Origin of the sequence: Streptomyces sp. NRRL F-5123, from assembly GCF_000721495.1 — a bacterium.
Lineage (GTDB): Bacteria > Actinomycetota > Actinomycetes > Streptomycetales > Streptomycetaceae > Actinacidiphila.
Genome location: NZ_JOHY01000005.1, coordinates 184,755 through 208,465, shown reverse-complemented (window position 1 = coordinate 208,465; position 23,711 = coordinate 184,755). Strand labels below are relative to the sequence as shown.

The window sequence follows — 23,711 nt, the reverse complement described above, 5'->3', positions numbered from 1 at the left end:
CGACATGACAACGGCCCCGTGGTGGCGGCAGGGTGAACAGCGGGTCAGTAAATCCTTGGGAAAACTTGACCGTCCTTTTACCTGGGGCGCCGGGGCCCGGCCGGGTGCGACACGCCCGGCCGGGCGGGTTCCGGTCAGGCGAGCAGCGCACGTCCGAGCCAGTCCGAGCGGTCCTTCACCCCGGGCAGCGCGAAGAAGTATCCGCCGCCGAAGGGCGAGATGTAGTCCGTCAGCGGTTCGCCGGCCAGTCGCTGCTGCACCGCGGCGAACTGCCGCTCCAGGTCCTGCTGGTAGCAGACGAAGACCAGCCCCATGTCGAGGTTGCCGTTGCTGTCCGTGCCGCGGTCGTAGTTGTAGCCGCGGCGCAGCAGGCGCGAGCCGGCCGTCCTGGGCGTGCGCGGGTTGGCCAGCCGGATGTGTGCGTCCAGCGGGATGATGTCGCCGGTCGGGTCCTCGGCGAACTTCGGCGTGTCGAACTCGTGGCTGCCGTCGAGCGGCGCGCCGGTGTCCCGGGCGCGTCCGAACATCCGCTCCTGCTCCGTGATCGAGACCCGGTCCCAGAACTCCACCAGCATCCGGATGAGCCGGACCACCTGGTAGGAGCCGCCCGCGGTCCAGCCGGGCTCCGCGCCCGCGCCGACCCACACCAGGGCGTCGGCGGTCTTCGGGTCCGTCACGTCGGGGTTGGCGGTGCCGTCCTTGAAGCCCATGTGGTTGCGCGGGGTGCCGCTCGGGCGCGGCGGGCTGGTGAAGCCGTCCATCCGCCAGCGCACCTGCATCCCGCCGCGGGTGTGCCGGGCGATGTCGCGCACCGCGTGCAGCACGGTGTCCGGGTGCGGGGCGCTGATCTGGAGGCTCAGGTCGCCGTGGCACCACGCCGGGTCGAGGTCGTCGTCGACGAAGGCGGGCATCGGGGTGAGCCGCAGCGGCCTGCGGTCGGCGAGCCCGAAACGGCCGTCGAAGAGCGACGCGCCCACGCCGACCGTCACCGTCAGCCCGTCGCCCGGCAGTTGCGGGCCGAGCGTGCCGCTGTCGGAGGGGGCGTCGGTGATGCCCAGCGGGGCCGGCGTGCCGCCCGCCGTCAGGAAGCGCGCCCGCTCGGTGACGGTGTGCATCAGCTCGGTCAGCTCGCGCCGGTCGGTGGCCGTGACGTCGAAGGACAGGAACGCCGACGACGCCTGGACGTGCTCGACGATGCCCGCCTGGTGCGCTCCGTGGAAGGACGCCCTGGGCGCGGCGGCCGTCGCGGACGGCGTCGCGGTGGCGGCCGAGGCGGCCGGGCCGGATAGGGCGGTGGCGCCGCCCGCGACCGCGCCGACCGCGCCCACGCCCAGTGCCGCGCCGCGCAGGAAGCCGCGCCGCCGCAGGTCGCCGCCGTGCTCGGTGTCGGTCATGCCGTCCTCCGTACTTCGAAGATCGTCGCCACCGGGGCGAGTTGTTCCAGCAGGTCGCCGAAGTCGGCGTCGATGCGCTCGCGCTGCGACAGCGTCAGCTTGCCGACCGGCGTCCAGGCGGCGCCGTGGTGCTGGGCGTCCAGGTCCCTCCGAGCGCGGTCCAGCGCCGCGTCGAGCTGCGCGACCGCGGGGTCGCGGGGGACCAGCAGCGCGCGCAGCCGGGTGAGGATCGCGAGGGCGCCGTCGAGGTTGGCGCGGGCGGTCGCGAGGTTGGTGCCGCTGCCGTAGTCGGTGCGGGCGGTGAGCTCGAACTGCTCGGCGTTCTCGACGATCTCGTGGGCCCGCAGGCCCATCGCGGCCGGGTCCATCCGCTGGTCCGGCCAGCCCGCCTCGAGGTCGGCCACCGCGCGGGCGAGCGCGGCGGCCGGGGCCCGCAGCGAGGCCGCGGACTCGCCGTGCCACAGGCCGTACTCGACGCGGTGGAAGCCGGTGAAACCCGGGTCCTTCTCCGCGCCGGGGGTACGGGCCACGGTGCCGTTGATCAGGCCGTCGGCGTCGCCGAAGGTGTCGTACGCGGCGCCCATCCGCTCGTAGACCAGGTGCGCGGTCAGCCAGTCGGTGCGGGCCGCAGCGAGGTCGCCGCGGTCGATGTCCGCCTCGAGCTTCGTGGTGCCGGCCGCCAACTCGTCGATGCGGCCGCCGACCCACTTCTGGTAGTCGAGCGTCGGCGGGATGAGGTCGTGCTGGTTGACCGGGGCGGCGGCCGGGCCCTGCGGCTGCTTGCCGGGCACCACGACGGTCGGGCCCGTCACCGCGTCGGTGTCGTTCTGCAGGCACTTGAAGGCGTAGGAGCCGCTGCCCAGGTCCACCGTGAGCGGGCGGGTGGTGCCCGGCGCGAGGCCGTCGACCTCGCCGAAGATCTTCCCCGTGCGCGGGTCGTCGAGGTAGACCTCGGAGGCGGTGTCGGAGGTGTTGTGCAGGTCGAAGACCTGGCGGCCGGGCTTCGGCGCCGACCAGCCGCTGCCGCAGGTGCCGGGGGAGATCTCGATCGCGGTGTGCCGCAGCCCGTCGGCGGGCGCGGTGGCACCGGCCTCGGCGTCGTCCTTCGGCGAGCCGCCGGAAGCGGCGACCAGCACGGTCGCGGTCACCGCCGCGGCGACCGCGGCGGCGGCGGCCACCACCTGCCACCGCCGGCCGGTCCGGAGGCGCGGACCGGAGGGGGGCGGGGGCGGGGCTTCTATGCCGTCAGGTTCGGCGGACACACCGGACCTCCAGTTTCGTGCAAGTGATCGGGGCGCGGCTCACTCTAGGCACGGTCCGGCGGGGCCATACGGCTGCTGGGCGCGGGGAATCCACAATTCCGCGCCAGTTCACCGTCCGGTCACCTAAGGGTACCCTTACCGGGAGTTTTCCCGGCCGTACGGCCGGCCCCGGCCCCGCCGGAGTGACCGCCGGAAAACGCCGCGGTACGCGGGCGGCCGCCGCGTTAGGCTCGGCAGCATGGCAGCAGCTGGACAGCAGAACCCCACCGGGAACGGGAAAGCGGGCGGGAGCGGTGACGCGGGCGGCAGCGCCCGGGTCGACAGCTGGATCTGGTGCGTGCGCCTGACCAAGACCCGCTCGCTGGCCGCCGCCGCGTGCCGCGCGGGCCATGTGCGGGTCAACGGCGAGCGGGCCAAGCCCGCGCAGTCCGTCCGCCCCGGGGACGAGGTGCGGTTGCACCACGCCGGGCGGGAGCGGGTCGTCGTGGTGTCCAAGGTGCTCAACAAGCGCGTCGGCGCCGCCGTCGCCGCCGACTGCTTCGTCGACAACAGCCCGCCCCCGCCGCCGCGCGAGGACGTCCTCGCGCTGGGCCTGCGCGACCGCGGCGCCGGCCGCCCCACCAAGCGCGACCGGCGCGAGATGGAGCGGCTGTACGGGGGCTCCGCCCGCCGCACCCCCGGGCGCTGACCGGGCCCGGGGCCTGGCCGGCGGACGGGCGCGCCGCGGAGGTCCGGCCCCCGCTCACGCCCCGATGCGGTCCCAGCCGCGCGGTTGCTCGCGTTCGGTCAGCGGGCCGCGGCTGCGGTAGACGAGGTAGGGGCGGAAGAAGTACTGCAGCGGCGCGCTGAACATGTGCACCAGCCGGGTGTAGGGCACGGCCGCGATCAGCACCATGCCCAGCACCGCGTGGATCTTGAACTCGACCGGGATCCCCGCCATCAGGTCGGTGCGCGGGTCGAGCCGGAAGAGGCTGCGCGCCCACACCGCGAGGGTCGTCCGGTAGTCGTAGCCGGTGCCGAGGTCCGCGTGCGAGAGCTTGGCGTAAAGCCCCATCGCGATCTCGCCGACCAGCAGCACGTACATCGCCTTGTCGTTGCGGGTCGTGGCCAGCAGCACCGGCGCGTTGGTGCGCCGCCGGTAGACCAGCAGCGCGACGCCCGCGATCGCCAGCAGCCCGGCGAGGGTGCCGCCGACGAGCGACAGCAGGTTGTACGCGTGCTCGTCCACGCCGATCGCGTTCGTCCACGACGCGGGCACGAACAGCCCCAGCAGATGGCCGGCCAGCACGAACAGGATGCCGTAGTGGAAGACCGGCGAGGCCAGCGACAGCAGCCTCGACTCGTAGATCTGCGAGGAGCGAGTCGTCCAGCCGAACCTGTCGTAGCGGTGCCGCCACACCAGGCCGCTGACCAGCAGGGCGAAGGCGACGTAGGGCAGCGCGCCCCACAGCAGGGTGTTCACCGTCGGATCTCCGTTCCGTGGGCGGCCGGGCCCGCGGCCGTTCCGCCGGTCAGGACCGGCAGCAGCCGCAGGTGCCCGTACGGCGACAGCCCGACGTCCTCGTGCGGCGGCCCGCCACGGGCCATGGCCAGCGCCTGCGCGCGGTCCGCGGGCGACGCGCCCGGCAGCGCCGCGCACACCGCCCGCAGCGCCGCCGCGTACGGGGTGCCGCTCTCCTCCAGCGCGAGCCGCAGCAGCTCCAGCGCCGGGCGGTGCTCGCGCAGCAGCGTGTCGTCGCGGGTCGCGGCGCAGAACTCCAGCACCGCGGGCAGGAAGTCCGGCAGCTCGCCCGCGCGCAGCGCGAAGCCGCGGGCCAGGTAGGTCTGCTGGAAGCGGAGCAGGGCCGTCCCGCGGCGGCGGGTGTCGCCGTCGGTCCACCAGGTCAGGTGCAGGCAGTGCCGGCCGGTGAAGTCGAAGACCCGCACGTAGTCCGCGGCGAGCGCCGCGGGCTCGCCGGCCGCCAGATGCGCGGCCAGCGGCGCGAGCAGCGCGCCCGGCCCGCCCGCCTCGGCGAGCGCCGCGCGCAGCAGCTCCAGGTCGGCGTGCAGGGCCTCGTCCGGGAAGGCCAGCAGCCGGGCGGCCGCCTGGTGAAGGACCGCCGCCGGGTACGCCGTCACGGGCCCGGCGGCCTTCGCCGCGGGCCGCCTGCGCAGCGGGCTCACCGCTCGGCCTCCCGTTCGCCCGGTGCGGCCGCGCCGGTGGAGGTGCCGGCCGCCGCCTCGTCGTCGCCGGTCTGCCGCCTGCGCAGGAGGTGGAAGGTCTCCAGGCTCACCATCGGCAGCCGCCGGCGCCCGGAGTCCTCGCCGAAGGGGCCCTTGCCGGGGGCGTCGCCGCCCATGCCGGGCCCGCCGTCACCGTCCAGCGAGCAGCCGGGCGGCAGCACCGACTCCTCCAGGCTGCGCGCGTCGCCCATCGCGGCGGTCGGGATGACGTACCGCTCGTCGTACTTCGCGATCGCCAGCAGCCGGTACATCTCCTCGATCTCGCGCCCGCTCATCCCGACCGCGTCCGCCGCGTCCGAATCCGCGCCGGACACGGCCTCGCCGAGGGTGACGGCCCGCATGTGCGAGCGCATCGCCGCCAGCTTGTCCAGGCTCGCCCGCACCGGCACCGGGTCACCCGCGGTGAAGAGCCCCGCCAGGTACTCGACGGGGATGCGCAGCGCGTCGATCGCCCCGAACAGATGGCCCGCGTCCTCGCCGTCGAAGCCGCTCTCGGTGAGCGCCTCCACCACCGGCGACAGCGGCGGGATGTACCAGACCATCGGCATCGTGCGGTATTCCGGGTGCAGCGGCAGCGCCACCCGGTAGCGGCTGATCAGCGCGTGCACGGGGGAGCGGCGGGCCGCGTCGATCCAGTCCGGTGGTACCCCGTCGCGCTCGGCCGCCGCCCGCACCGCCGGGTCCTCCGGGTCGAGGAGGACGCCCAGCTGCGCCGCGTACAGGTCCTGCTCGTCGGGCGTCTGCGCGGCGGCCGTGACGCGGTCGGCGTCGTACAGCACCACCCCGAGGTAGCGCAGCCGCCCCACGCACGTCTCGGAGCACACGGTGGGCAGCCCCACCTCGATCCGCGGGTAGCAGAAGGTGCATTTCTCGGCCTTGCCGGTGCGGTGGTTGAAGTAGACCTTCTTGTACGGGCAGCCCGTCACGCACTGCCGCCAGCCGCGGCAGCCGTCCTGGTCGACCAGGACGATGCCGTCCTCGGCGCGCTTGTAGATCGCCCCCGAGGGGCAGGACGCGACACAGCTCGGGTTGAGGCAGTGCTCGCAGATCCGCGGCAGGTAGAACATGAAGGTCTCTTCGAAGGTGAAGCGCACCTTCTCGGCGATCCGCCGCGCCTGCTCGCCGGGGCCGCCGACCAGCGGGTCGGCGTCCCGGTGCTCGACCGACCCGCCGAGGTCGTCGTCCCAGTTGGCGCTCCACCCGATCGCCATCGGCCTGCCCGTGAGCAGCGAGCGCGGGGCGGCCACCGGGAAGTCGTCGCCGAGGGGTGCGTTGACCAGGTTGCGGTAGTCGTACGTCCACGGCTCGTAGTAGTCCTTGATGCCCGGCAGCACCGGGTTGGCGAAGATGTTCGCCATCCGCGCCAGCCGGCTGCCGGCCCGCAGGGTGAGGGCACCGCGGCGGTTCAGCTTCCAGCCGCCGCGCCACGCGCCCTGGTCCTGCCAGCGCCGCGGGTAGCCCTGCCCGGGGCGGGTCTCGACGTTGTTGAACCAGACGTACTCCATACCGCGTCGGTTGGTCCACGTCTGCTTGCAGGTGACCGAGCACGTGTGGCAGCCGATGCACTTGTCGAGGTTCATCACCATCGCGACCTGCGCCATGACCCGCATCAGTACGTCACCTCCGCGGTGCGGCGGCGGATCACGGTGACCTCGTCGCGCTGGTTGCCCGTCGGCCCCAGGTAGTTGAACGCCCAGGTCAGCTGGGCGTAGCCGCCGATGAGGTGGCTGGGTTTGAGGATCAGCCGGGTCAGCGAGTTGTGGACGCCGCCGCGCCGCCCGGTGCTCTGCGCCTTGGGGACCGCGACCGTGCGCTCCTGCGCGTGGTGCATGTAGACGGTGCCGGCCGGCATCCGGTGCGAGACGATCGCGCGCGCCGCGACGACCCCGTTGCGGTTGACCGCCTCGATCCAGTCGTTGTCCCGCACCCCGATCGCGGCCGCGTCCTGCGGCGCCAGCCAGATCACCTGGCCGCCCCGGGACAGCGACAGCATCAGCAGGTTGTCCTGGTACTCGGAGTGGATGGACCACTTGTTGTGCGGTGTCAGGTACCGGACCGTCACCTCCTGCTGCCCGCCCGCGCCGAGCCGCGGCTCGCCGAACAGCCGGTGCATGTCCAGTGGCGGCCGGTAGACCGGCAGCGCCTCGCCCAGCTCGTGCATCCAGTCGTGGTCCAGGAAGAACTGCTGCCGCCCGGTCAGCGTGTGCCAGGGCTTGAGCAGCTCGACGTTCTGCGTGAAGGGGCTGTAACGGCGGCCGCCGGCCTCGCTGCCCGACCACTCCGCCGAGGTGATCACCGTGGCCGGCGCCGCCTGCGTGTCGGCGTAGGTGATGCGCCGCGACGCGCTGTCCTCGGCCAGGTGCGCCATCGCCCGCCCGGTCCTCGCCTCCAGTGAGCGCAGGCTCTGCACCGCGAGCCGCCCGTTGGTCGTGCCCGACAGCGCCAGGATCGCGTTGGCCGCCTTCGCCGCGGTGTCCAGCCGCGGGCGGCCGTCGGCGGGGCCGCCGGCCGCGGTGCCGTTGAGCAGCCGCAGGCTCTCGACCTCGGCGTCCGGGCGCAGCGTCACGCCCTTCGCGGGCAGGCCCAGCTGCTCCGCGAGCGGCCCCAGTGCGGCCATCTTCGCAGCGACCGCCGGGTAGTCGCGCTCCACCACCGTCAGGCCCGGCATCGTCACGCCCGGCACGGGCTCGCACTCGCCGCGCCGCCAGTCCAGCGCGAGCCCGCCGGGCTGGGCGGTCTCGCCCGGCGTGTCGTGCTGCAACGCGGTCGCCACCAGGTCGCGGCGGGTGCCCAGATGGTCCACCGCCAGCTCGCTGAAGCGCGTCGCGATCGCCTGGAAGGCGTCGAAGTCGGTACGCGCCTGCCAGGGCGGGTCGATGGCCGGCGAGAAGGCGTGCACGTACGGGTGCATGTCCGTGCTGGACAGGTCGTGCTTCTCGTACCAGGTCGCCGCGGGCAGCGTCACGTCCGACAGCAGCGTCGAGGACGTCATGCGGAAGTCCAGCGACAGCAGCAGGTCCAGCTTCCCCTCCGGTGCCCGCTCGTGCCACACCACGTCGCGCGGCCGGACCTCGGGCGGGGCCTCGGTGGCGTTCAGCGAGGAGTGGGTCCCCAGCAGATGGCGGGTGAAGTATTCCGCGCCCTTGCCCGACGAGCCCAGCAGGTTGGCCCGCCACAGCGTCAGCACCCGCGGCCAGTTGCCCGGCGCGTCCGGGTCCTCGCACGCGAACTTCAGCGTCCCCGCGCGCAGTCCGGCCACCGCCGCGGCGACCGGGTCGTCGCCCTCGGCCAGCTCCAGCGGGTTGCGGTCGAAGGTCGGGTAGGACGGCATCCATCCCATCCGCGTCGCCTGGGCCAGGCAGTCCGCGCCGGTCATCCCCGCGAAGCGGCCCTCGCCCAGCGGCGAGGCCAGCACGTCGGCGCGGAAGTGGTCGTAGCGCCACTGGTCGGTGTTCAGGAACCAGTAGGCGGTGCCGATCATCTGGCGCGGCGGGCGGCTCCAGTCCAGCGCGCCGGCCAGCGTCGCCCAGCCCGTGGACGGGCGGCACTTCTCCTGGCCCACGTAGTGCGCCCAGCCGCCGCCGTTGCGGCCCTGGCAGCCGGTCAGCTGGAGCAGCGCCAGGAAGGCCCGGTAGATCGTCTCGGAGTGGAACCAGTGGTTGGTGCCCGCGCCCATCAGGATCATGCAGCGGCCCTGCGAGCGCTCGGCCGTCTCGGCGAACTCCCGGGCGATCCGCACGCACGCCGCCGCCGGCACCGAGGTGTGCGTCTGCTGCCAGCCCGGCGTGCCGGGCGTGCCGGCGTCGTCGTACGAGGCCGGCCACTGTCCCGGCAGCCCGTCGCGGCCCACCCCGTACTGCGCCAGCAGCAGGTCGAACACGGTGGTGACCAGCCGCCCGCCGGGCAGCCGCACCGCGGGCACCCCGCGCCGCACCACCGCGCCGCGGCCCTGGCCGTGCGTGCCGCCGTCGGTGTCGAAGCGCGGCAGCGCCACCTCGGCCGGCTCCCAGCCCGCCGTGCCCAGCAGGGTCAGCGCGGGGCGGATGTCCCCGAGGTCCAGATTCCACCGCCCCTGCCCCGACTCCGTCCAGCGGAAGCCCACCGACCCGCCCGGCACCGCGGGCCCGCCGGACGCGGTGTCCCACACCGCGGTCTTCCACTGCGCCGCGTCCTGCCCGGCCTCGGCGCCGCCCAGGTCCGCCGCCCGCACGAACTTGTCCGGGACGCAGGCCCCCTCGCGCTCGGACAGGCCCACCAGGAACGGCAGGTCGGTGTAGCGGCGCACGTAGTCGGCGAAGAAGGGCACCTCGCGCTCGACGAAGAACTCCCGCAGCAGCACATGGCCCATGCCGATCGCGAGCGCCGCGTCCGTGCCCGGGTGCGGGTGCAGCCACTCGTCGGCGAACTTCGTGTTGTCGGCGTAGTCCGGGGAGACCACCACCACCTTCTGGCCCCGGTAGCGGGCCTCGGCCATCCAGTGCGCGTCCGGGGTACGTGTGACGGGCACGTTCGTGCCCCACATCAGCAGATACGCCGCGTCCCACCAGTCGCCGGACTCCGGCACGTCCGTCTGGTCGCCGAACACCTGCGGCGAGGCCACCGGCAGGTCCGCGTACCAGTCGTAGAACGACAGCATCGGCGCGCCGATCAGCGCCATGAAGCGGGCCCCCGCGGCGTGCGAGACCATCGACATCGCCGGGATCGGCGAGAAGCCCGCGACCCGGTCCGGGCCGTACTCCTTGATCGTGTGCACGTGCGCGGCGGCGACGATCTCCACCGCCTCGTCCCAACTCGCCCGCACCAGGCCGCCCTTGCCGCGCGCCTGCTGGTAGCGGCGCCGCCGCTGCGGGTCGGCCTGGAGGTCGGCCCACGCCAGCACCGGGTCGCCGAGCCGCTCCCGCGCCTCGCGGTACATCTCCAGCAGCACCGCGCGGACGTACGGGTAGCGCACCCGGGTGGGGGAGTACGTGTACCAGGAGAAGGCCGCGCCGCGCGGGCAGCCGCGCGGCTCGTACTCCGGGCGGTCCGGGCCGACCGTCGGGTAGTCGGTCGCCTGCGTCTCCCATGTGATGATGCCGTCCTTGACGTACACCTTCCAGCGGCACGAGCCCGTGCAGTTGACGCCGTGGGTGGAGTTGACGACGGTGTCGTGGCTCCACCGGTCGCGGTAGAAGCGGTCACCCTCGCGGCCGCCCTTGAGGTGCTCGCTGTGCAGGTCGGGCGCGGCCTCGCCGCGCCGGAAGAACGTGCCCGCGGCCAGCAGCGCGGCGCCGGCCTCGCGCGGCGGGCCGCCGCCGGGCGGGCCGGTGTCGGTGTCCCTGGTGCTGGCGCGCATGGCGTTCCTTCCCGGCCGACGACTTCGGAAGGTAGCAATGTCGGACAAACGGCCCGCCGAGGCGGCTGTCGACATGCCGTACGTCCACCGTTCGGCCGCCGCCGGGTGGTGGGGTGCGCGGCGCCGCGTGGGCCGGTACGGCGTGGTGGCCGCGCGCGGGCCGGCTGCCCGGCGGGCGCCGGGGTGCAACGGCCGCGCGCGGGCCGGCTGCCCGGCGGGCGCCGGGGTGCAACGGCTGCGCGCGGGTCGGGCGTTCGGCGGGCGCGCGGGCGGCGTGGCGGTGCGGGGCGGCGGAGGGGGTGTGCTGCGATGCGGAGGTGACCACACTCCGGGCCCGTACCGTCGACGCGTTTCCCGGCGTCCGTGCCGTGGGCCGGCTCGCGACCGTGCCGCCCGGCGCGGGGGCCGCAGTCATGGCGACCGGGATCGTCTCGGTCGGGCTGCACCTGCTCGGCCATGACGTGCTGTCGGACATCCTCCTGGCCGTCGCCGCCGCGCTGTGGGTGCTGCTCGCCCTCGCCTTCGCCGTACGGCTGCTCGCCGACCGCTCCGGCTGGATCGCAGCCTCCGCCAACCCACCGGCGCTCACCGCCGTAGCGGCCACCTGCGTCCTCGGCACCCGGCTGTCGCTGCTGGGCTCGCAGCGCACCGCCCTGGCGCTGCTCGCGCTCGGCGCGGTGGCCTGGCCGTGGCTGCTGCTGTCGGTGCTGCGGCACCTGGAACGGCGCGCACCCGGTGCGGCCTTTCTCGTCTGCGTCGCCACCGAGGCCCTCGCCGTGCTCGCCGCGACCCTCGCGCTCGCCGGGCAGGGCGACTGGCTCGGGTGGGCCGCCCTCGTCGCCTGCCTGGCCGGCGTCGCGCTCTACGGCGAGGCGCTGAGGCGCTTCGACTTCGGCCAGGTCCTCACCGGCAGCGGGGACCACTGGATCGCGGCGGGCGCGCTGGCCATCTCCGCGCTCGCCGCCTCCAAGCTCACGGCCTCGCCCCTGTGGACCGGCGCCGGGCACAGCGCCCTGCGCATCCTCACCTTCGTGCTGCTCGGCCTGGATCTCGCGTGGTACGCGGTGCTCGCCGTCTGCGAGGTGCTCCGTCCCCGGCCGCGCTACGACCTGCGGCGCTGGTCGACGGTCTTCCCCCTCGGCATGAGCGCGGTGGCCGCACTCTCCACCTCGCAGGCCGCTCACGTCCCGCGGTTGCACGGGACCGGCACCGTACTGCTGTGGATCGCGTTCGCCGCCTGGCTGCTGGTGGCCGCGGGTTTCACCGCGCACGTGCTGCGCGGGCGCCGGGCGGGACCGCGGCCCGGCTACAGGGCGATCCAGTAGCGGCGCTTGACGCCCGCGGGGGTGCTGCGAACGTCCTCCAGGACGCCGCCGTTGCGCTCGACGGTGCGCGCCGACGCGGTGTTGCCGTCGTCGCAGGTGACCAGGACCCGTTCCAGGCCGAGCGCGCGGGCCTCGGGCAGCACCGCGCCGAGCGCCCACGTCGCCACGCCGCGGCGGCGGAAGGAGGGCCGGACGCTGTAGCCGATGTGGCCGCCGAGGTCGAGCAGGACGTCGTTCAGGTAGTGCCGCAGATCGATCGCCCCCACGTAGTCGTCGCCCTCGACGATCCACCAGTGGGTGGCGTGGACGCGCCCCTCGCCGACCGCGACGGAGGTGTCCGCCTGCCGCCGCAGCGTGTCGACCCATTCCGCGAAGACCGCGGGGTCGGCGAGGTCGCCCCCGGGCGCGAGGCGCAGACCTCCCCCGTCCTGGTGGGCCCCCGCGGGCCACTCGGCGAGGGCGGCGAGCCACGAGGCGTGCAACGTCTCGGTGGGCGTGACCAGTTCGGGCATGGGGCAGACGCTAGCACCGGCGCCGGTCAGTACGACTGGAGCTCCCACAGGTTGCCCGCCGGGTCACGGACGTGGGCGGTGCGCGTCGTCGGCCCCCACTCCGGACGGGCGGCCGGGCCCGCGACCGCGGCGGCGCCGTGCCGCAAGCACAGCTCGTACCCGGCGGTGACGTCCGCGACGCGGCTGACCAGCATGCTCGCGGCGGACCCGGCGCCGCCGTCCGCGCCGTCGTGGAGCGCGTCGAGGGCGCCGCGCTCCACGACGGCGAGGACGCCCTCGGTGCCCACGTCCCAGCTCGCGTAAGGCCCGTCGGCCGAACCGCGGGCGAGCCGCGCGCCGACGAGCGCGGGGAGCACGGCGTCGTAGAAGCGGAAGGCGGCGCCGAAGTCGGCGACCAGCAGGCGGGGGTGGAGTGCGTCCATCGCGGCCTCGTTCGAGAATAGTGGGTGCTCACCTATTATTGGGGTGAGCCTACAATACGGCTCATGGCCGCCGACGGGACGCCCCCCACGCTCACCGCCCTCACCACCTACCTGTTGTCGAGGACCGGCAAGACCGCGCGCGGCCGGCTCGCGGCGCAACTCGCCGGGCAGGGACTGCGGCTGTGGCACATGGCGGTGCTCGCCGCCCTCGCCGACTTCGGCCCGCACACGCAGCGGGAGCTGGCGGAACGCCTCGCGATCGACCCCAGCGACATGGTGAAGGTGCTCGACGACCTCACCGCCGCCGGCCACGTCACCCGCACACGCGACCCCGCCGATCGCCGCCGCATCCGGGTCGCCCTCACCGCGTCCGGAACCGCCGCCCTCGCCGCCCAGGTCACCCGGGCGGAGTCCGTCCAGTCCGCGCTGCTCGCCCCGCTGACCCCGCACGAACGCGCGACCCTGCACGCCCTGCTGCTCCGCGTCTACGGGGCGAGCTGACGCAGACGCCGAGGGCCGCCCGTTTCCGAGGGGCGCGGGAACAGCGCGAGCAACCCCCACGCCGGCCGCCGGTCCGGTGCGGACCGAACCGCCCCTTCGGGCCGGTGGCGACCCGCGCCGCGGGGGCGTGGCCGGGCATGCGGCGCCCGGCGCCGTGCAGATGCCCTCCTCCCGAAAACCCCGCGGAGCGACTAGCACTGCTAGTTTGACGTCATGCGCCCCGCAATCCACTTCGTCGCCGCCCGCCGCACCGCCATCGGCAAGCTCTGCGGCGGGCTGTCCGGCGTGCGGCCGGACGACCTCGCCGCGAGCGTCATCCGCGGCCTCGTCGCCGACGTGCCCGCGCTCGACCCCGCCCGGATCGACGACGTCTACTGGGGGGCCGCCAACCAGGCCGGCGAGGACAACCGCAACGTCGCCCGCATGGCGGTCCTGCTCGCCGGCCTGCCCGACTCCGTACCCGGCGCGACCGTCAACCGGCTGTGCGCCTCCGGCATGGAGGCGGTCACCGCGGCGGCCCGGGCCATCGCCGCCGGGGAGGCGGACATCGTGCTCGCCGGCGGCTCGGAGTCCATGAGCCGCGCACCCTTCGTGCTGCCCCGGCCGGACGAGGCCCTGCCCCGTACCCTCCAGACGTACGACACCCGGCTCGGCTGGCGGCTCACCAACCCCGCGATGCGCGACCTGCACGGCGTGCTGGCGATGGGCGAGACGGCCGAGGAGGTCGCCGCCCGGCACGGCGTCAGCCGCGCCGACCAGGACGCCTTCGCGCTGCGCTCGCACCGCGCCGCCGCCGCGGCCCGCGCCGCCGGGCGGTTCGACGCCGAGATCCTGCCGGTGACCCGGCCCGACGGCGTCACGCTCACCCGCGACGAGTCCGTCCGCGAGGACACCACCGCGGAGAAGCTCGCCGCCCTCGCCCCCGTCTTCCGCCCCGGCGGCACCGTGACCGCCGGCAACTCCTCGCCCATGAACGACGGCGCCGCCGGCCTGCTCCTGGTCAGCGACGCCGCGCTGCGCGACCTCGGCGCCGAATCCCTCGGCCGCTACGCCGCCGGCGCCAGCGCGGGCGTGCACCCCGACGTGATGGGCACTGGCCCGGTGCCCGCGACCAGGAAGGCGCTGGCCCGGCTCGGCCGCGCGGTGGACGGTCTGGACGCCGCCGAGGTCAACGAGGCGTTCGCCGCGCAGGCCCTGGCCTGCGTCCGCGAGCTCGGCCTCGACCCCGGGCTGGTCAACCCCGACGGCGGCGCCATCGCCCTCGGACACCCGCTCGGCGCGTCCGGCGCCCGCATCCTCACCACGCTGCTGCACCGCATGGCCCGCACCGGTGCCCGGCGCGGGCTGGCCACCATGTGCGTCGGCGTCGGCCAGGGCACCGCCGTCCTCGTCGACCGAGACTGACCCGCGGCCGGCGCGCGCCGGCCGCCGGAAGATCGATAGGGGTTGGCCGCGGCGCCCGGCTCTGGGAGAATCGGGTGCGCTGCTGCCGGCACCACGGGGACGGAGTCGCCATGACAGGCCCTGACGGGGCGCATCTGCTCGCGATCAGCGACCTGCACGTCGGGTACGAGGCCAACCGGCAGATCGTGGAGCGCCTGCGGCCCGAGCACGACGACGACTGGCTGCTGGTCGCCGGGGACGTCGCCGAGCTGACGCCGGACATCACCTGGGCGCTGACGACCCTGACCCGCCACTTCTCCAAGGTCATCTGGCTCCCCGGCAACCACGAGCTGTGGACCCACCCGCAGGACCCGGTCCAGCTGCGCGGTGAGCGCCGCTACCGCCACCTCGTCGACGAGGCGCGCGCGCTCGGCGTGATCACCCCCGAGGACCCCTACCCGGTGTGGGAGGGCCCGCAGGGGCCGGTCGCGGTCGTGCCGATGTTCCTGCTGTACGACTACACCTGGCGGGACGGCACGCCCGGCGCCCGCACCAAGGACGAGGCGCTGGCGCAGGCCCGCGAGGCCGGCATCGTCTGCACCGACGAGATGTTCCTGCAGCCCGACCCGCTGCCGGGCCGCGACGACTGGTGCCGGGCCCGCGTCGCCGAGACCGCCCGCCGGCTGGACGCCCTCGACCCGTCACTGCCCACCGTGCTCGCCAACCACTGGCCGCTGCACCGCGAGCCCACCCAGATCCTCACCTACCCGGAGTTCGCCCTGTGGTGCGGCACCGAGCAGACCGAGGACTGGCACACCCGCTACCGCGCCACCGAGGTCGTCTACGGCCATCTGCACATCCCGCGCGTCATCTGGCGCGACGGCGTCCGCTTCACCGAGGTCTCGCTCGGCTACCCGCGCGAGTGGAGCCGCCGCGAGAGCGGACCCGCGGGCCTGCGCCGCATCCTCGCCGGCCCGCGGCAGGCGGCCCGCCGGTGATCGAACTCGTCCTGCCCGCGGCCGTCTTCCACCGCGCCGCCTACGGTGGCGAGCTGGACCACGCGCCACTGCACCCCGAGGAGACGCCCGCCGTCACCCGCGCCGTCGACAAGCGGCGCCGCGAGTACGCCGCCGGGCGCGCCTGCGCGCGCGACGCCCTCGGGCAGCTCGGCATCCCGCCGGGGCCGATCCTGCGCGACCCGAAGCGCGGCGCCCCGCAGTGGCCGGACGGCGTCGTCGGCAGCATCACCCACTGCGACGGCTACCGCGCCGCGGCCGTCGCGCGCACTGCCGACATGCTCGCCCTCGGCATCGACGCCGAGCCGCACGACGTGCTGCCCGAAGGCGTCCTGGAGGCCGTCCTCGCCACCGACGCCGAGCGCGCCCGGCTCGCCGAACTCGTGCGGAGCGCTCCCTCGGTCCACTTCGACCGGCTGCTCTTCAGCGCCAAGGAGACCGTCTACAAGGCCTGGTATCCCTACCACCACCGCATGCTCGGCTTCGACGAGGCCGAACTGCTGCTCGCCACCGACCCCGGCACACCCGACCGCGGCAGCTACACCGCCCGCGTCCTCGTCCCCGGCCCCCTCCTCGCCGAGGGCGTCGGCCCCGACGTCTTCACCGGCCGCTGGGCCGTACGCGACGGCCTCCTCGTCACGGCCATCGCCGTCCCGGCCGACGGCACCGAACCGGCGGCCTGACCGCCCGGCCACCGGGTCCGTCAGCCCGAGTCGCGCTCCACCAGCGTCGTCCTGAAGATGACCGAACGGGTGTCCTGCCGCGGGTCGTCGATGCGGGCGAGCAGCAGGCGGGCCATCTCCGCCGCCATGTCCTCGACCGGCTGACGGATCGTGGTCAGCAGCGGGCGGGACGCCTGCGCCGCGCTGCTGTCGTCGAAGCCGATCACGGCGACGTCGTCGGGCACCCTGCGGCCCTGGTCGCGCAGCACCAGCAGGGCGCCCTGCGCCATCAGGTCGTTCGCGACGAACACCCCGTCGGTGTCGGGGTAGCGCTCCAGCAGCTCGTGCATCGCACGCTCGCCGCCGGCCTGCGTGAAGCTGCCCTCCACGCTGGGCACGTACGCGTAGCCGTGCTCGGCCATCGCCTCCCGGAAGCCCGCCAGCCGGTCCTGGCCCGCGGGGGAGTCGAACGGGCCCGCGATCGTGGTGATACGGCGGCAGCCGCGCGCCAGCAGCCGCTCGGCCGCGAGCCGTGCGCCCGCCTGCTGCGCCACGTCCACGTAGCTGATGGGGATCGGCGTGGAGGGGCGCGCGAACAGCACCGTCGGCAGGCCCGCTTCGGTCAGCAGGAGGGGCAGCGAGTCACCGGGCGCTATCGACACCAGCGCCACGCCGTCGATGTGCTCCTGGCGCAGGTTGGCCACGAGCGTGTGCCGCGCGTCCTCGGAGTCGGCCAGCATCAGCACCGGATGCACCCCGCGCGGGCGCAGCACCGTCAGCAGGCCGCCGACCACCCGGCCGAAGAACGGGTCGCTGAACACCTGGCCCAGGAAGGGGTCGTCGGCGGTGCGGTGCGCCGGGACGGAGAAGACCAGCGCGACGGAGTCGGTGCGCCGGGTGACCAGGGTGCGGGCCGCGCGGTTGGGCACGTAGCCGGTCGCCGCGACCGCCTCCTGGACGATCCGCTGGATCTCCGGATCGACGTTGCGCGTCCCGTTGACCACGCGCGACACCGTCGCCCGCGACACCCCCGCGGACCGCGCGACGTCTTCCAGAGTGGGCTGGCGCGGCCCCGGGGGACGGCTGCTCGTCATGGGTGCAGTTATACCATGAGCGGGAGAGCGCTCTCCGGCCTTCGGTGCAGGCCACAGCACGGACCGGCACCCCGCGGTGGCCTTGCGCGCACGGGCCGGGACGCGGGGGGCGTACGGAGGCGTCATCGCCCCTGCCCGGTCCTGCCGCGGCAACGGGAGCGGGGTGCGGCGACCCCCACAGGCCCGCCGCACCCCGCCCCGGGTCAGCCGGGTCCGCCGCTCACGCGTACACCCCGAACTCGTACAGCGAGTCGCCGTACGCCGTGCCCCGCGCGGTGATCGTCACCCGCACGTACCGGCCGGTGCCGCTGACGTCCAGGGTGTCCACCCCGCCCGCCCCGGCCGACGTCGAGTGCACGGTCGTCCAGTTGCTCCCGTCGTTCGACACCTGCACCTGGTAGGCCTTCCCGTAGGCCGCCTCCCAGGCCAGCTGCACGTGCTTGACCGCGGTCGGCGCGCCCAGGTCGACCTGGATCCACTGCGGGTCGCTCCACTCGCTCGCCCACCGGGTCGTCATGTTCCCGTCGGTGGCCATCGCCGGCGTGCACGGGCAGCCGCCCGTCGGGTCGGACTGGTAGGTCGAGGCGGTCGTGGGCCTGCCCTGGGCGACGTTCGTACCGTCGACCTTCGGCGCCACCACCCGGAAGGACCTCGTCTCCACGCCGAGGTTGCCGTGGCCGTCGTAGGCGTAGACGTACACCTTCCACACCCCGAGTGTGGTGGGCGCGGTCACCGTGAACTGCCCGTCGCCGGTCTGAGTGAAGGCCACCTGGCGCAGGCCCGTCGTGCTGTCCACGTACTTGGTCGAGTACATCAGGTTGTACCGGACCGGGTCACCGTCCGGGTCGGTCGCCTTCGCCGACACCGTGAACGTGCCGCCCGCGGGCACCGACGAGCTGTTCGACAGCGTCATCGAGCCGATCGACGGCGGGGTGTCCGCGCCCGGCGAGCCGCCGTAGTCCTTGGCGACCGAGTAGTACGCGGGCCGCTTCCAGCCCTCCGGGCGGAGGTTGAACCAGATGCCGCCGAAGTCGTTCTCCTCGCCGTAGTTGAACATCGTCGCGCCGAGCCCGACACCGGTGTGCCCGACGACGCAGTTCCACGCCGAGGTGTACGCGTCGCGCTTCTGCGCGTCCGTCGGCTCGGTCGGCACCCCGTTGGCGTCGTTCGGCACCTCCCACTCGCCCGCCTCGCCGGACTCCGTCACGATGTACGGCTTGCTGTAACCGCCCGAGACCCAGTCCTGCCTGACGTTGCAGACCGCCCCGTAGGAGTTGACGGCGTAGAGGTCGAGGGACGGGGTGTACTGCTTGTAGTACGGCCACGCGCCCGTCCACGCGTCGGTCGACGTCACCGGGTGGTTCGGGTCGATCGCGTGGATCGCCTGCGCCACCTGCTCCACGAACTGCGCGTAGGCGATGCGCTGCTGCTCGACCGCCGCGCCCGAGTAGTGGTCCTGGGTGGTGAGGATGACCTCGTTGCCCACGTCCCACATCAGCACGCCGGGATGGTTCTTGTAGGTGCTGACCCAGTTCTTGATGTCGTTGAGGGTGCTGGTCTTGTACGCGGTGTCGTTGACGTAGTCCGCGCCCTGGTTGAGCCAGAAGCCGTTGACGACCTTCATCCCGTACGCCGCAGCCGCGTCCAGCAGCGGCTTGCTGCCGGCGTCGGTGCCCCAGGTGCGCAGCGTGTTGACGCCCATCGACCTCAGGTCGCGCATGTGGGCGTCGGCGGTGGTCGCGGACGGGCCCCACGTCACGCCCTTGACCTGCCACGGCCTGCCGTCCACCGTGAGCTGCCAGTTGCCCTGGCCGCCCGTGACGCGGACGTTGCTCGCGCCGGTGGGCACCGGCGGGTCGGTCAGCGGGGCCGGGGCACTGCCGGTGGTCTGCGACACCGTGACGCTGTCGATGCTCAGCACGCCGCCGGAGGAGGTGTCGTCGGTGGGCGAGGTGCAGCCGCACACCGCGTTCGGGTAGGAGCCGCCGATGCGCAGGCTGAAGTCGAGGTACACGCCGTGGTGCACGGCCGCGTCCCACGTGGACACGCCGACCTGCGACTCGCTGACCTGCCACACCTGGTTGCCGTCGAGATACCAGCGGATCTGCTCGTCGGACGTGGTGCGGTCGATGATCTCGGAGTAGGTGTGGTAACCGGTCTGGCAGCCCGCGCACGTGGCCAGGCCGCTGGTCAGGCCGTTGTACTCGGCGCAGTTGCCGCCGGGGGCGGTCCCGCAGTGCAGCGTCGCCGAGAGCTGGCTGCGGCCGTTGACGTCCTCCATGATGTCGCTCTCGCCCACCGCGGGCCAGGTGTTGACGTTGCCGCGGTAGCCGGCGCCCATCGCGCGGAAGGACGGCCAGTAGCCCAGTGCCTTGGCGACGTCGGGCTGCTTGAGCGTCGCGGAGATCTGCAGCCGGCCGCCGGCCGGGGCCTGGAAGTCGGTGCGCCTGGTCTCGATGCGGCCGGAGGTCCAGGAGCCGCCCGACTTCAGGGCGGTCAGGCTGAGGTGGCCGCTGCCGTCGAGGCCGACGTTGGCGGGGGAGTCGGTGGCCGTCTCGACCTCGCCGGTGCCCCAGCCGGCGGGGCCGCCGGGGTAGGCGGTGCCTGTGTCGGTGATCCAGCTGCCCGCGTCGGGCTTGGTGCCCGCGGCGCCGTCGAAGCCGTCGCTCCAGAGGGTCGTCCAGTCGCCGGGGGGCGGGGTGCCGGTGCTGCCGCCGCTGGCGCCGCCGGACGTCGTGCCGCCGTTGCCGCTGCCGGTGCCCGCGGTGCCGTAGACCTGGAATTCCCACAGCGAGTAGCCGTAGCCGTTGCTGCGGGCGGTGCCGTTCATCCGGACGTAGCGGCCGGTGCCGGTGGCGGTGACCGTCTCGGTGCCGCCGGGCGCGGCGTTCGTGGCGTAGATCTGCGTCCAGTGGGTGGCGTCGTCCGAGACCTGGACCTGGTAGGCCTTCGCCGGGTTCTCCCAGGTCAGGACGACCTTGCTGACGGTGGAGGATGTGCCGAGGTCGACCTGGAGCCACTGCGGGTCGGCCCAGGCGCTGGCCCAGCGGGTGGCGGGGTCGCCGTCGACGGCCGCGGTGGCGGGGTAGCCGGCGCCCTCGGTGGACGAGGCGGTGGCGGGCTTGCCCTGGGAGAGCAGGGCGTCGGCGGCGTGCGCGGGGGCGGCCGGGACGGCGAGCGCGTAGAGCGCGAGGCCGGTGGCCACCAGCAGCAGGAAGGCGGCACGCAGCGGCGGAGGCAGGGCTCCGGCCCGCGAGCGTGCCGAGGGTGACGCTCTCATGACGGACTCCAGCGGTGGGGGGTGGGGGTGGAGGAGGTGGGGGGAGAACTGCGGTGGGGGAGGGGAAATGTGATCTGGGAGAGCGCTCTCTCAGTGGCCCCCGATGGTTGCCCCATGGTTTCCGGGGTGTCAAGGGATGCGACGTGAACGGCCTCTCGTGGGGCGGGTGAGGGGGCCGTGGCGGGCCGCCGGCGGCTGGGTCGCGGCGAGCCGCGCCGCGGGCTGCGGCGGGGCTTGACACCCGGTCGGCGGGCGGACAGGGTGGCCGTGTGGGAGAGCGCTCTCCCACATATTGACGCCATCCGGACCACTCGTCCCCAGCCTGCCGCTCACCGCGGCCTTCCCGCCGATGGGCCGTCACGCCGCGGGCGGCGCCGCACGGAAGGCCATGAAGGGATGACCATGATCACCCCAGGGCCCGTGCCCGTGCCGCCCGCCACCGCACCCGCGCTCACCGACGAGCGGCTCGACGCCCTCGTCGCCCGGCTCGACCTGCCCGCGAAGATCCGGCTGCTGTCCGGCGCCGGGACCTTCCGCACCGCGCCGGAACCCGCCGTCGGCCTGCGTGCGCTGGGCTTCTCCGACGGCCCGGCCGGTGTCCGCGGCGAGCGCTGGGACGAGCGCGACACCGCGCTGGCGCTGCCCTCCCCGACCGCGCTCGCCGCCGCCTGGGACGACGGACTGGTCGCCGAACTGGGCGGGCTGCTCGCCGCCGAGGCCCGCCGCAAGCGCATCCACGTGCTGCTCGCCCCGACCCTCAACCTGCACCGCACCCCCGCCGCCGGCCGCCACTTCGAGTGCTTCGCCGAGGACCCGCTCCTCGTCGGCCGCACCGCCGCCGCCTACATCCGCGGCGTGCAGGCCGGCGGAGTCGCCGCGACGGCGAAGCACTACGTCGCCAACGACTCCGAGACCGACCGCCTCACCCTGGACGCCCGCGTCGACGAGCGCACCCTGCACGAGGTCTACCTCGCCCCCTTCGAGGCCGCGGTGCGCGCCGGGGTGTGGGTGGTGATGTCCGCGTACAACCGCGTCAACGGCGTCACGATGTCGCACAGCCCGCTGCTCGCCGAACCCCTCAAGGGCTCCTGGGGGTTCGACGGAGTCGTCGTCTCCGACTGGGGCGCTGTGCGCAGTACGGAGCCGGCCGCGCTCGCCGCACAGGACCTCGCGATGCCCGGCCCGCACCCTCTGTGGGGGGAGCCGCTGGTCGCGGCCGTACGCGCGGGGCGGGTTCCGGAGGAGCTGGTGGACGCCAAGGTGCGGCGGCTGCTGCGGCTCGCCGCGCGGGTCGGCGCGCTGGAAGGAGCCGGGCCGCCGCCGGCCGCCCCGGCGCCCGCCGAGCCGCGCGCCCTGCTGCGCCGAGCGGTGGCCGCTGGCTGCGTACTGCTGCGCAACGAGGGCGGGTTGCTGCCGCTGGTTCCGGCGGCGGCTCCCGGTGCGGTTCCCCCGGGGGTCCCGGGCGCGTCCGCCGTACCCGGCCTGCTCGCGCGGCTCGCGGTGATCGGGCCGAACGCCGCCGCGGCGCGGGTGCAGGGCGGGGGCAGCGCGGGCGTCTTCCCGGAGGCGGTCGTGTCACCGCTGGACGGTATCCGGGAAGCGCTCTCCGGCACCGGCACCGAGGTGGTGCACGCGGAGGGCGTGCGGCTGGGCACCCGGCCGACCCCGCTGCACCCCGGCAACGCCGTCGACCCGCGCACCGGCGACCCCGGGGTGCTGGTCCGCTACCTGGCCGCCGACGGCGCCGAGCTGTGCGCCGAACACCGGCTCAGCGGCCGCGTCCTGGAGCCCGGCGACGCGCCGGACCTGGCCCGTACGGCGGCGTCCGTCGAGGTCAGCGCGCATTTCACGCCCACGGCCACGGGGGAGTGGCGGCTGTCGGTCGTGGGCCTGGGCGCGGTCGCGCTGCGCGTGGACGGCGAGGAGCTGATCGGCACCGTCGTGGAGCCGGAATCCGACGACCCGACGTACGTGCACGTGGCGCCGTCCTTCCGCACCGCGGTCCGCAAGGCCGTCGCGGGCGAGCCGCTGCACCTGGTCGCCACCCGGGAGCTGCGGCCGGACCAGGGGCTGGCCGTCGCGCTGGCCGCCGACGCGCCGCAGCCCGCGGAGGACGAGGCCTTCGCCGAGGCCGTCGCGTGCGCGCGCGGCGCCGACGCGGCGGTCGTGGTGGTCGGCACCACGGACGAGATCGAGAGCGAGGGCGCCGACCGCACCTCGCTCGCACTGCCGGGCCGCCAGGACGAGCTGGTCGCGGCGGTGGCCGCCGCCAACCCGCGCACGGTGGTGATCGTCAACGCGGGCGGCCCGGTCGAGCTGCCGTGGCGGGAGAGCGCTCCCGCAGTGCTGCTGTGCTGGTTCCCGGGCCAGGAGGCCGGGCACGGGCTCGCCGATGTCCTCTTCGGCCGCGCCGAGCCGGGCGGGCGGCTCCCCACCACCTGGGCCGCGCGGGCCGCGGGCGCACCGCTGCCCGCCACGGCCCCCGCGGACGGCGTGCTGCGTTACGCGGAGGGCCCGTACGTCGGCCACCGCGCCTGGCGCCGCGCGGGAGTGGAACCGGCGTACTGGTTCGGCCACGGCCTCGGCTACACCACCTGGGCGTACGAGGCGCTGGAGGTGCGGCCGCCGGAGCCGGACTCCGCAGGACCGGGCGCGACCGCCCTGGTCACGGTGCGCAACACCGGTACCCGCGGCGGGCGGGAGGTCGTCCAGGTCTATCTGACGACGGGTCCGGACGAGCACGACGACGGCGGCCCGCGGCTCGCCGGATACGCCGCCGTGCACGCGGCGCCCGGCGCGTCCGCGGTCGCCGAGGTGCGGATCGAGCCGCGGGCGCTGCAGCGCTGGTCGCCGGCGGAGGCCCGCTGGGTGCCGCGCCCCGGCCCGTACGTGCTGCACGCCGGCCCCTCCGCCGCTCGGCAACCGCTCTCCGCGCTGCTCGCCCCCTGACCGCCCGTCACACCGGGGCCACCCCGGACCGGGGCGCCTCCCGCTCCTGACGGCGGGAGGCGCCCCACCCCACCGCCGACTCCGACCCTGGGGCGTGTCCGCGAAATCCCGCCCGACACGCGCCCCCTGCCCTCGGCGGGAGGTGCGCCCCGCGTTGCCGGGCTCGTCCGAGCAGGCCCCCTACGAGGACGACCCCTCCGAGCTGCGATCGGGAGTGCCTCCCGGGCGAAGCTCCGGGGGAGCGCCGGCCCCCGCCGGCCCGGCCCTCCGGACCGACGACGGGGCCTTGCGGACACGCCCCGGAGGCCGGTGCTCCCCGTTGACGATTGGCCCGTACAGGGCCCTCCCGCGGC

At 74.8% G+C, this 23,711-nt stretch carries 17 protein-coding genes and 1 pseudogene; 7 read left to right on the top strand and 11 right to left on the bottom strand.

Annotated features, from left to right (window positions below):
- Positions 1 to 134: 134 nt before the first annotated feature.
- Both efeB and IH54_RS0107200 read right to left on the bottom strand, forming a co-directional pair.
- A complete protein-coding gene (gene efeB / locus IH54_RS0107205) occupies positions 135 to 1,394 on the bottom strand; it encodes an iron uptake transporter deferrochelatase/peroxidase subunit (protein ID WP_031513989.1) in 1,260 nt (419 codons plus the stop codon).
- Entirely contained in the window at positions 1,391 to 2,656 is a 1,266-nt protein-coding gene (locus IH54_RS0107200; RefSeq protein WP_031513987.1) for an EfeM/EfeO family lipoprotein, read from the bottom strand. Before IH54_RS0107200 ends, efeB begins: the two co-directional genes overlap by 4 nt.
- A gap of 238 nt (positions 2,657 to 2,894) precedes the next feature.
- Here IH54_RS0107200 and IH54_RS0107195 point away from each other — a divergent pair, with 238 nt between their 5' ends.
- Entirely contained in the window at positions 2,895 to 3,344 is a 450-nt protein-coding gene (locus tag IH54_RS0107195; protein ID WP_052397157.1) for an RNA-binding S4 domain-containing protein, read from the top strand.
- Positions 3,345 to 3,398: 54 nt separating this feature from the next.
- Here IH54_RS0107195 and narI read toward each other — a convergent pair whose 3' ends face one another.
- From narI to IH54_RS0107175, 4 genes are read right to left on the bottom strand one after another with little or no spacing between them, the layout of a single operon-like run.
- Positions 3,399 to 4,118 carry a respiratory nitrate reductase subunit gamma gene (gene narI / locus IH54_RS0107190; RefSeq protein WP_031513983.1) on the bottom strand — a complete coding sequence of 240 codons (720 nt, stop codon included), beginning with the start codon at positions 4,116 to 4,118 and terminating at the stop codon, positions 3,399 to 3,401.
- Complete coding sequence (narJ, locus tag IH54_RS0107185) at positions 4,115 to 4,810, bottom strand: nitrate reductase molybdenum cofactor assembly chaperone (protein WP_031513981.1); 696 nt, start codon at positions 4,808 to 4,810, stop codon at positions 4,115 to 4,117. The genes narI and narJ overlap by 4 nt, the downstream gene beginning before the upstream one ends.
- A 5-nt stretch (positions 4,811 to 4,815) precedes the next feature.
- Positions 4,816 to 6,489, bottom strand: a complete 1,674-nt coding sequence (gene narH / locus IH54_RS0107180) for a nitrate reductase subunit beta (protein WP_031513979.1) — start codon at positions 6,487 to 6,489, stop codon at positions 4,816 to 4,818.
- The gene (locus IH54_RS0107175; protein WP_052397156.1) at positions 6,489 to 10,214 is read right to left on the bottom strand and encodes a nitrate reductase subunit alpha; all 3,726 of its coding nucleotides are present in this window, start codon (positions 10,212 to 10,214) and stop codon (positions 6,489 to 6,491) included. The genes narH and IH54_RS0107175 overlap by 1 nt, the downstream gene beginning before the upstream one ends.
- A 368-nt stretch (positions 10,215 to 10,582) precedes the next feature.
- Here IH54_RS0107175 and IH54_RS0107170 point away from each other — a divergent pair, with 368 nt between their 5' ends.
- Positions 10,583 to 11,539 (top strand): tellurite resistance/C4-dicarboxylate transporter family protein, encoded by a 957-nt coding sequence (locus IH54_RS0107170; RefSeq protein WP_052397171.1) that lies wholly within the window; start codon positions 10,583 to 10,585, stop codon positions 11,537 to 11,539.
- Here the strand turns inward: IH54_RS0107170 and IH54_RS0107165 are convergent.
- Together IH54_RS0107165 and IH54_RS0107160 are read right to left on the bottom strand one after the other, a co-directional pair.
- Complete coding sequence (locus tag IH54_RS0107165; RefSeq protein WP_031513972.1) at positions 11,521 to 12,051, bottom strand: GNAT family N-acetyltransferase; 531 nt, start codon at positions 12,049 to 12,051, stop codon at positions 11,521 to 11,523. The two genes, IH54_RS0107170 and IH54_RS0107165, sit on opposite strands and share 19 nt — an antisense overlap.
- Positions 12,052 to 12,077: 26 nt before the next feature.
- Positions 12,078 to 12,473 (bottom strand): VOC family protein, encoded by a 396-nt coding sequence (locus tag IH54_RS0107160; RefSeq protein ID WP_031513970.1) that lies wholly within the window; start codon positions 12,471 to 12,473, stop codon positions 12,078 to 12,080.
- A 63-nt stretch (positions 12,474 to 12,536) separates the two neighbouring features.
- Between IH54_RS0107160 and IH54_RS0107155 the strand changes: the two genes are divergently transcribed.
- From IH54_RS0107155 to IH54_RS0107140, 4 genes are all read left to right on the top strand, one after another.
- Positions 12,537 to 12,974, top strand: coding sequence for a MarR family winged helix-turn-helix transcriptional regulator (locus IH54_RS0107155; protein ID WP_031513969.1), 438 nt, complete (start codon positions 12,537 to 12,539; stop codon positions 12,972 to 12,974).
- A 213-nt stretch (positions 12,975 to 13,187) separates the two neighbouring features.
- Complete coding sequence (locus tag IH54_RS0107150; RefSeq protein WP_031513967.1) at positions 13,188 to 14,378, top strand: acetyl-CoA C-acyltransferase; 1,191 nt, start codon at positions 13,188 to 13,190, stop codon at positions 14,376 to 14,378.
- Positions 14,379 to 14,488: 110 nt separating this feature from the next.
- Positions 14,489 to 15,355 (top strand): metallophosphoesterase family protein, encoded by an 867-nt coding sequence (locus IH54_RS0107145; protein ID WP_031513965.1) that lies wholly within the window; start codon positions 14,489 to 14,491, stop codon positions 15,353 to 15,355.
- Positions 15,352 to 16,056, top strand: a complete 705-nt coding sequence (locus tag IH54_RS0107140; RefSeq protein WP_031513963.1) for a 4'-phosphopantetheinyl transferase family protein — start codon at positions 15,352 to 15,354, stop codon at positions 16,054 to 16,056. Before IH54_RS0107145 ends, IH54_RS0107140 begins: the two co-directional genes overlap by 4 nt.
- Positions 16,057 to 16,076: 20 nt before the next feature.
- Here the strand turns inward: IH54_RS0107140 and IH54_RS0107135 are convergent, their stop codons facing one another.
- The 3 genes and pseudogenes from IH54_RS0107135 to IH54_RS48060 form a co-directional block, all read right to left on the bottom strand.
- Positions 16,077 to 17,129 (bottom strand): LacI family DNA-binding transcriptional regulator, encoded by a 1,053-nt coding sequence (locus tag IH54_RS0107135; protein ID WP_031513961.1) that lies wholly within the window; start codon positions 17,127 to 17,129, stop codon positions 16,077 to 16,079.
- Positions 17,130 to 17,349: 220 nt separating this feature from the next.
- Positions 17,350 to 19,041: a discoidin domain-containing protein gene (locus tag IH54_RS48065; RefSeq protein ID WP_420711717.1), complete on the bottom strand. Its 1,692-nt coding sequence runs from the start codon at positions 19,039 to 19,041 to the stop codon at positions 17,350 to 17,352.
- Between the two features lie 882 nt (positions 19,042 to 19,923).
- A pseudogene (locus tag IH54_RS48060) lies at positions 19,924 to 20,409 on the bottom strand (discoidin domain-containing protein); the annotation flags it as partial.
- Between the two features lie 402 nt (positions 20,410 to 20,811).
- On the opposite strand from IH54_RS48060, the gene IH54_RS0107125 reads away from it, so the two are divergent.
- Positions 20,812 to 23,358: a glycoside hydrolase family 3 C-terminal domain-containing protein gene (locus tag IH54_RS0107125; RefSeq protein WP_107060121.1), complete on the top strand. Its 2,547-nt coding sequence runs from the start codon at positions 20,812 to 20,814 to the stop codon at positions 23,356 to 23,358.
- Positions 23,359 to 23,711 lie beyond the last annotated feature (353 nt).

Coding starts and splice junctions, on each gene's coding strand:
- IH54_RS0107195 (WP_052397157.1), top strand. CDS start 2,895: ATGGCAGCAGCTGGACAGCAGAACCCCACCGGGAACGGGAAAGCGGGC.
- IH54_RS0107150 (WP_031513967.1), top strand. CDS start 13,188: ATGCGCCCCGCAATCCACTTCGTCGCCGCCCGCCGCACCGCCATCGGC.
- efeB (WP_031513989.1), bottom strand. CDS start 1,394: ATGACCGACACCGAGCACGGCGGCGACCTGCGGCGGCGCGGCTTCCTG.
- IH54_RS0107135 (WP_031513961.1), bottom strand. CDS start 17,129: ATGACGAGCAGCCGTCCCCCGGGGCCGCGCCAGCCCACTCTGGAAGAC.
- IH54_RS0107160 (WP_031513970.1), bottom strand. CDS start 12,473: ATGGACGCACTCCACCCCCGCCTGCTGGTCGCCGACTTCGGCGCCGCC.
- IH54_RS0107155 (WP_031513969.1), top strand. CDS start 12,537: ATGGCCGCCGACGGGACGCCCCCCACGCTCACCGCCCTCACCACCTAC.
- IH54_RS0107125 (WP_107060121.1), top strand. CDS start 20,812: ATGATCACCCCAGGGCCCGTGCCCGTGCCGCCCGCCACCGCACCCGCG.
- IH54_RS0107175 (WP_052397156.1), bottom strand. CDS start 10,214: ATGCGCGCCAGCACCAGGGACACCGACACCGGCCCGCCCGGCGGCGGC.
- narH (WP_031513979.1), bottom strand. CDS start 6,489: ATGCGGGTCATGGCGCAGGTCGCGATGGTGATGAACCTCGACAAGTGC.
- IH54_RS0107145 (WP_031513965.1), top strand. CDS start 14,489: ATGACAGGCCCTGACGGGGCGCATCTGCTCGCGATCAGCGACCTGCAC.
- IH54_RS0107165 (WP_031513972.1), bottom strand. CDS start 12,051: ATGCCCGAACTGGTCACGCCCACCGAGACGTTGCACGCCTCGTGGCTC.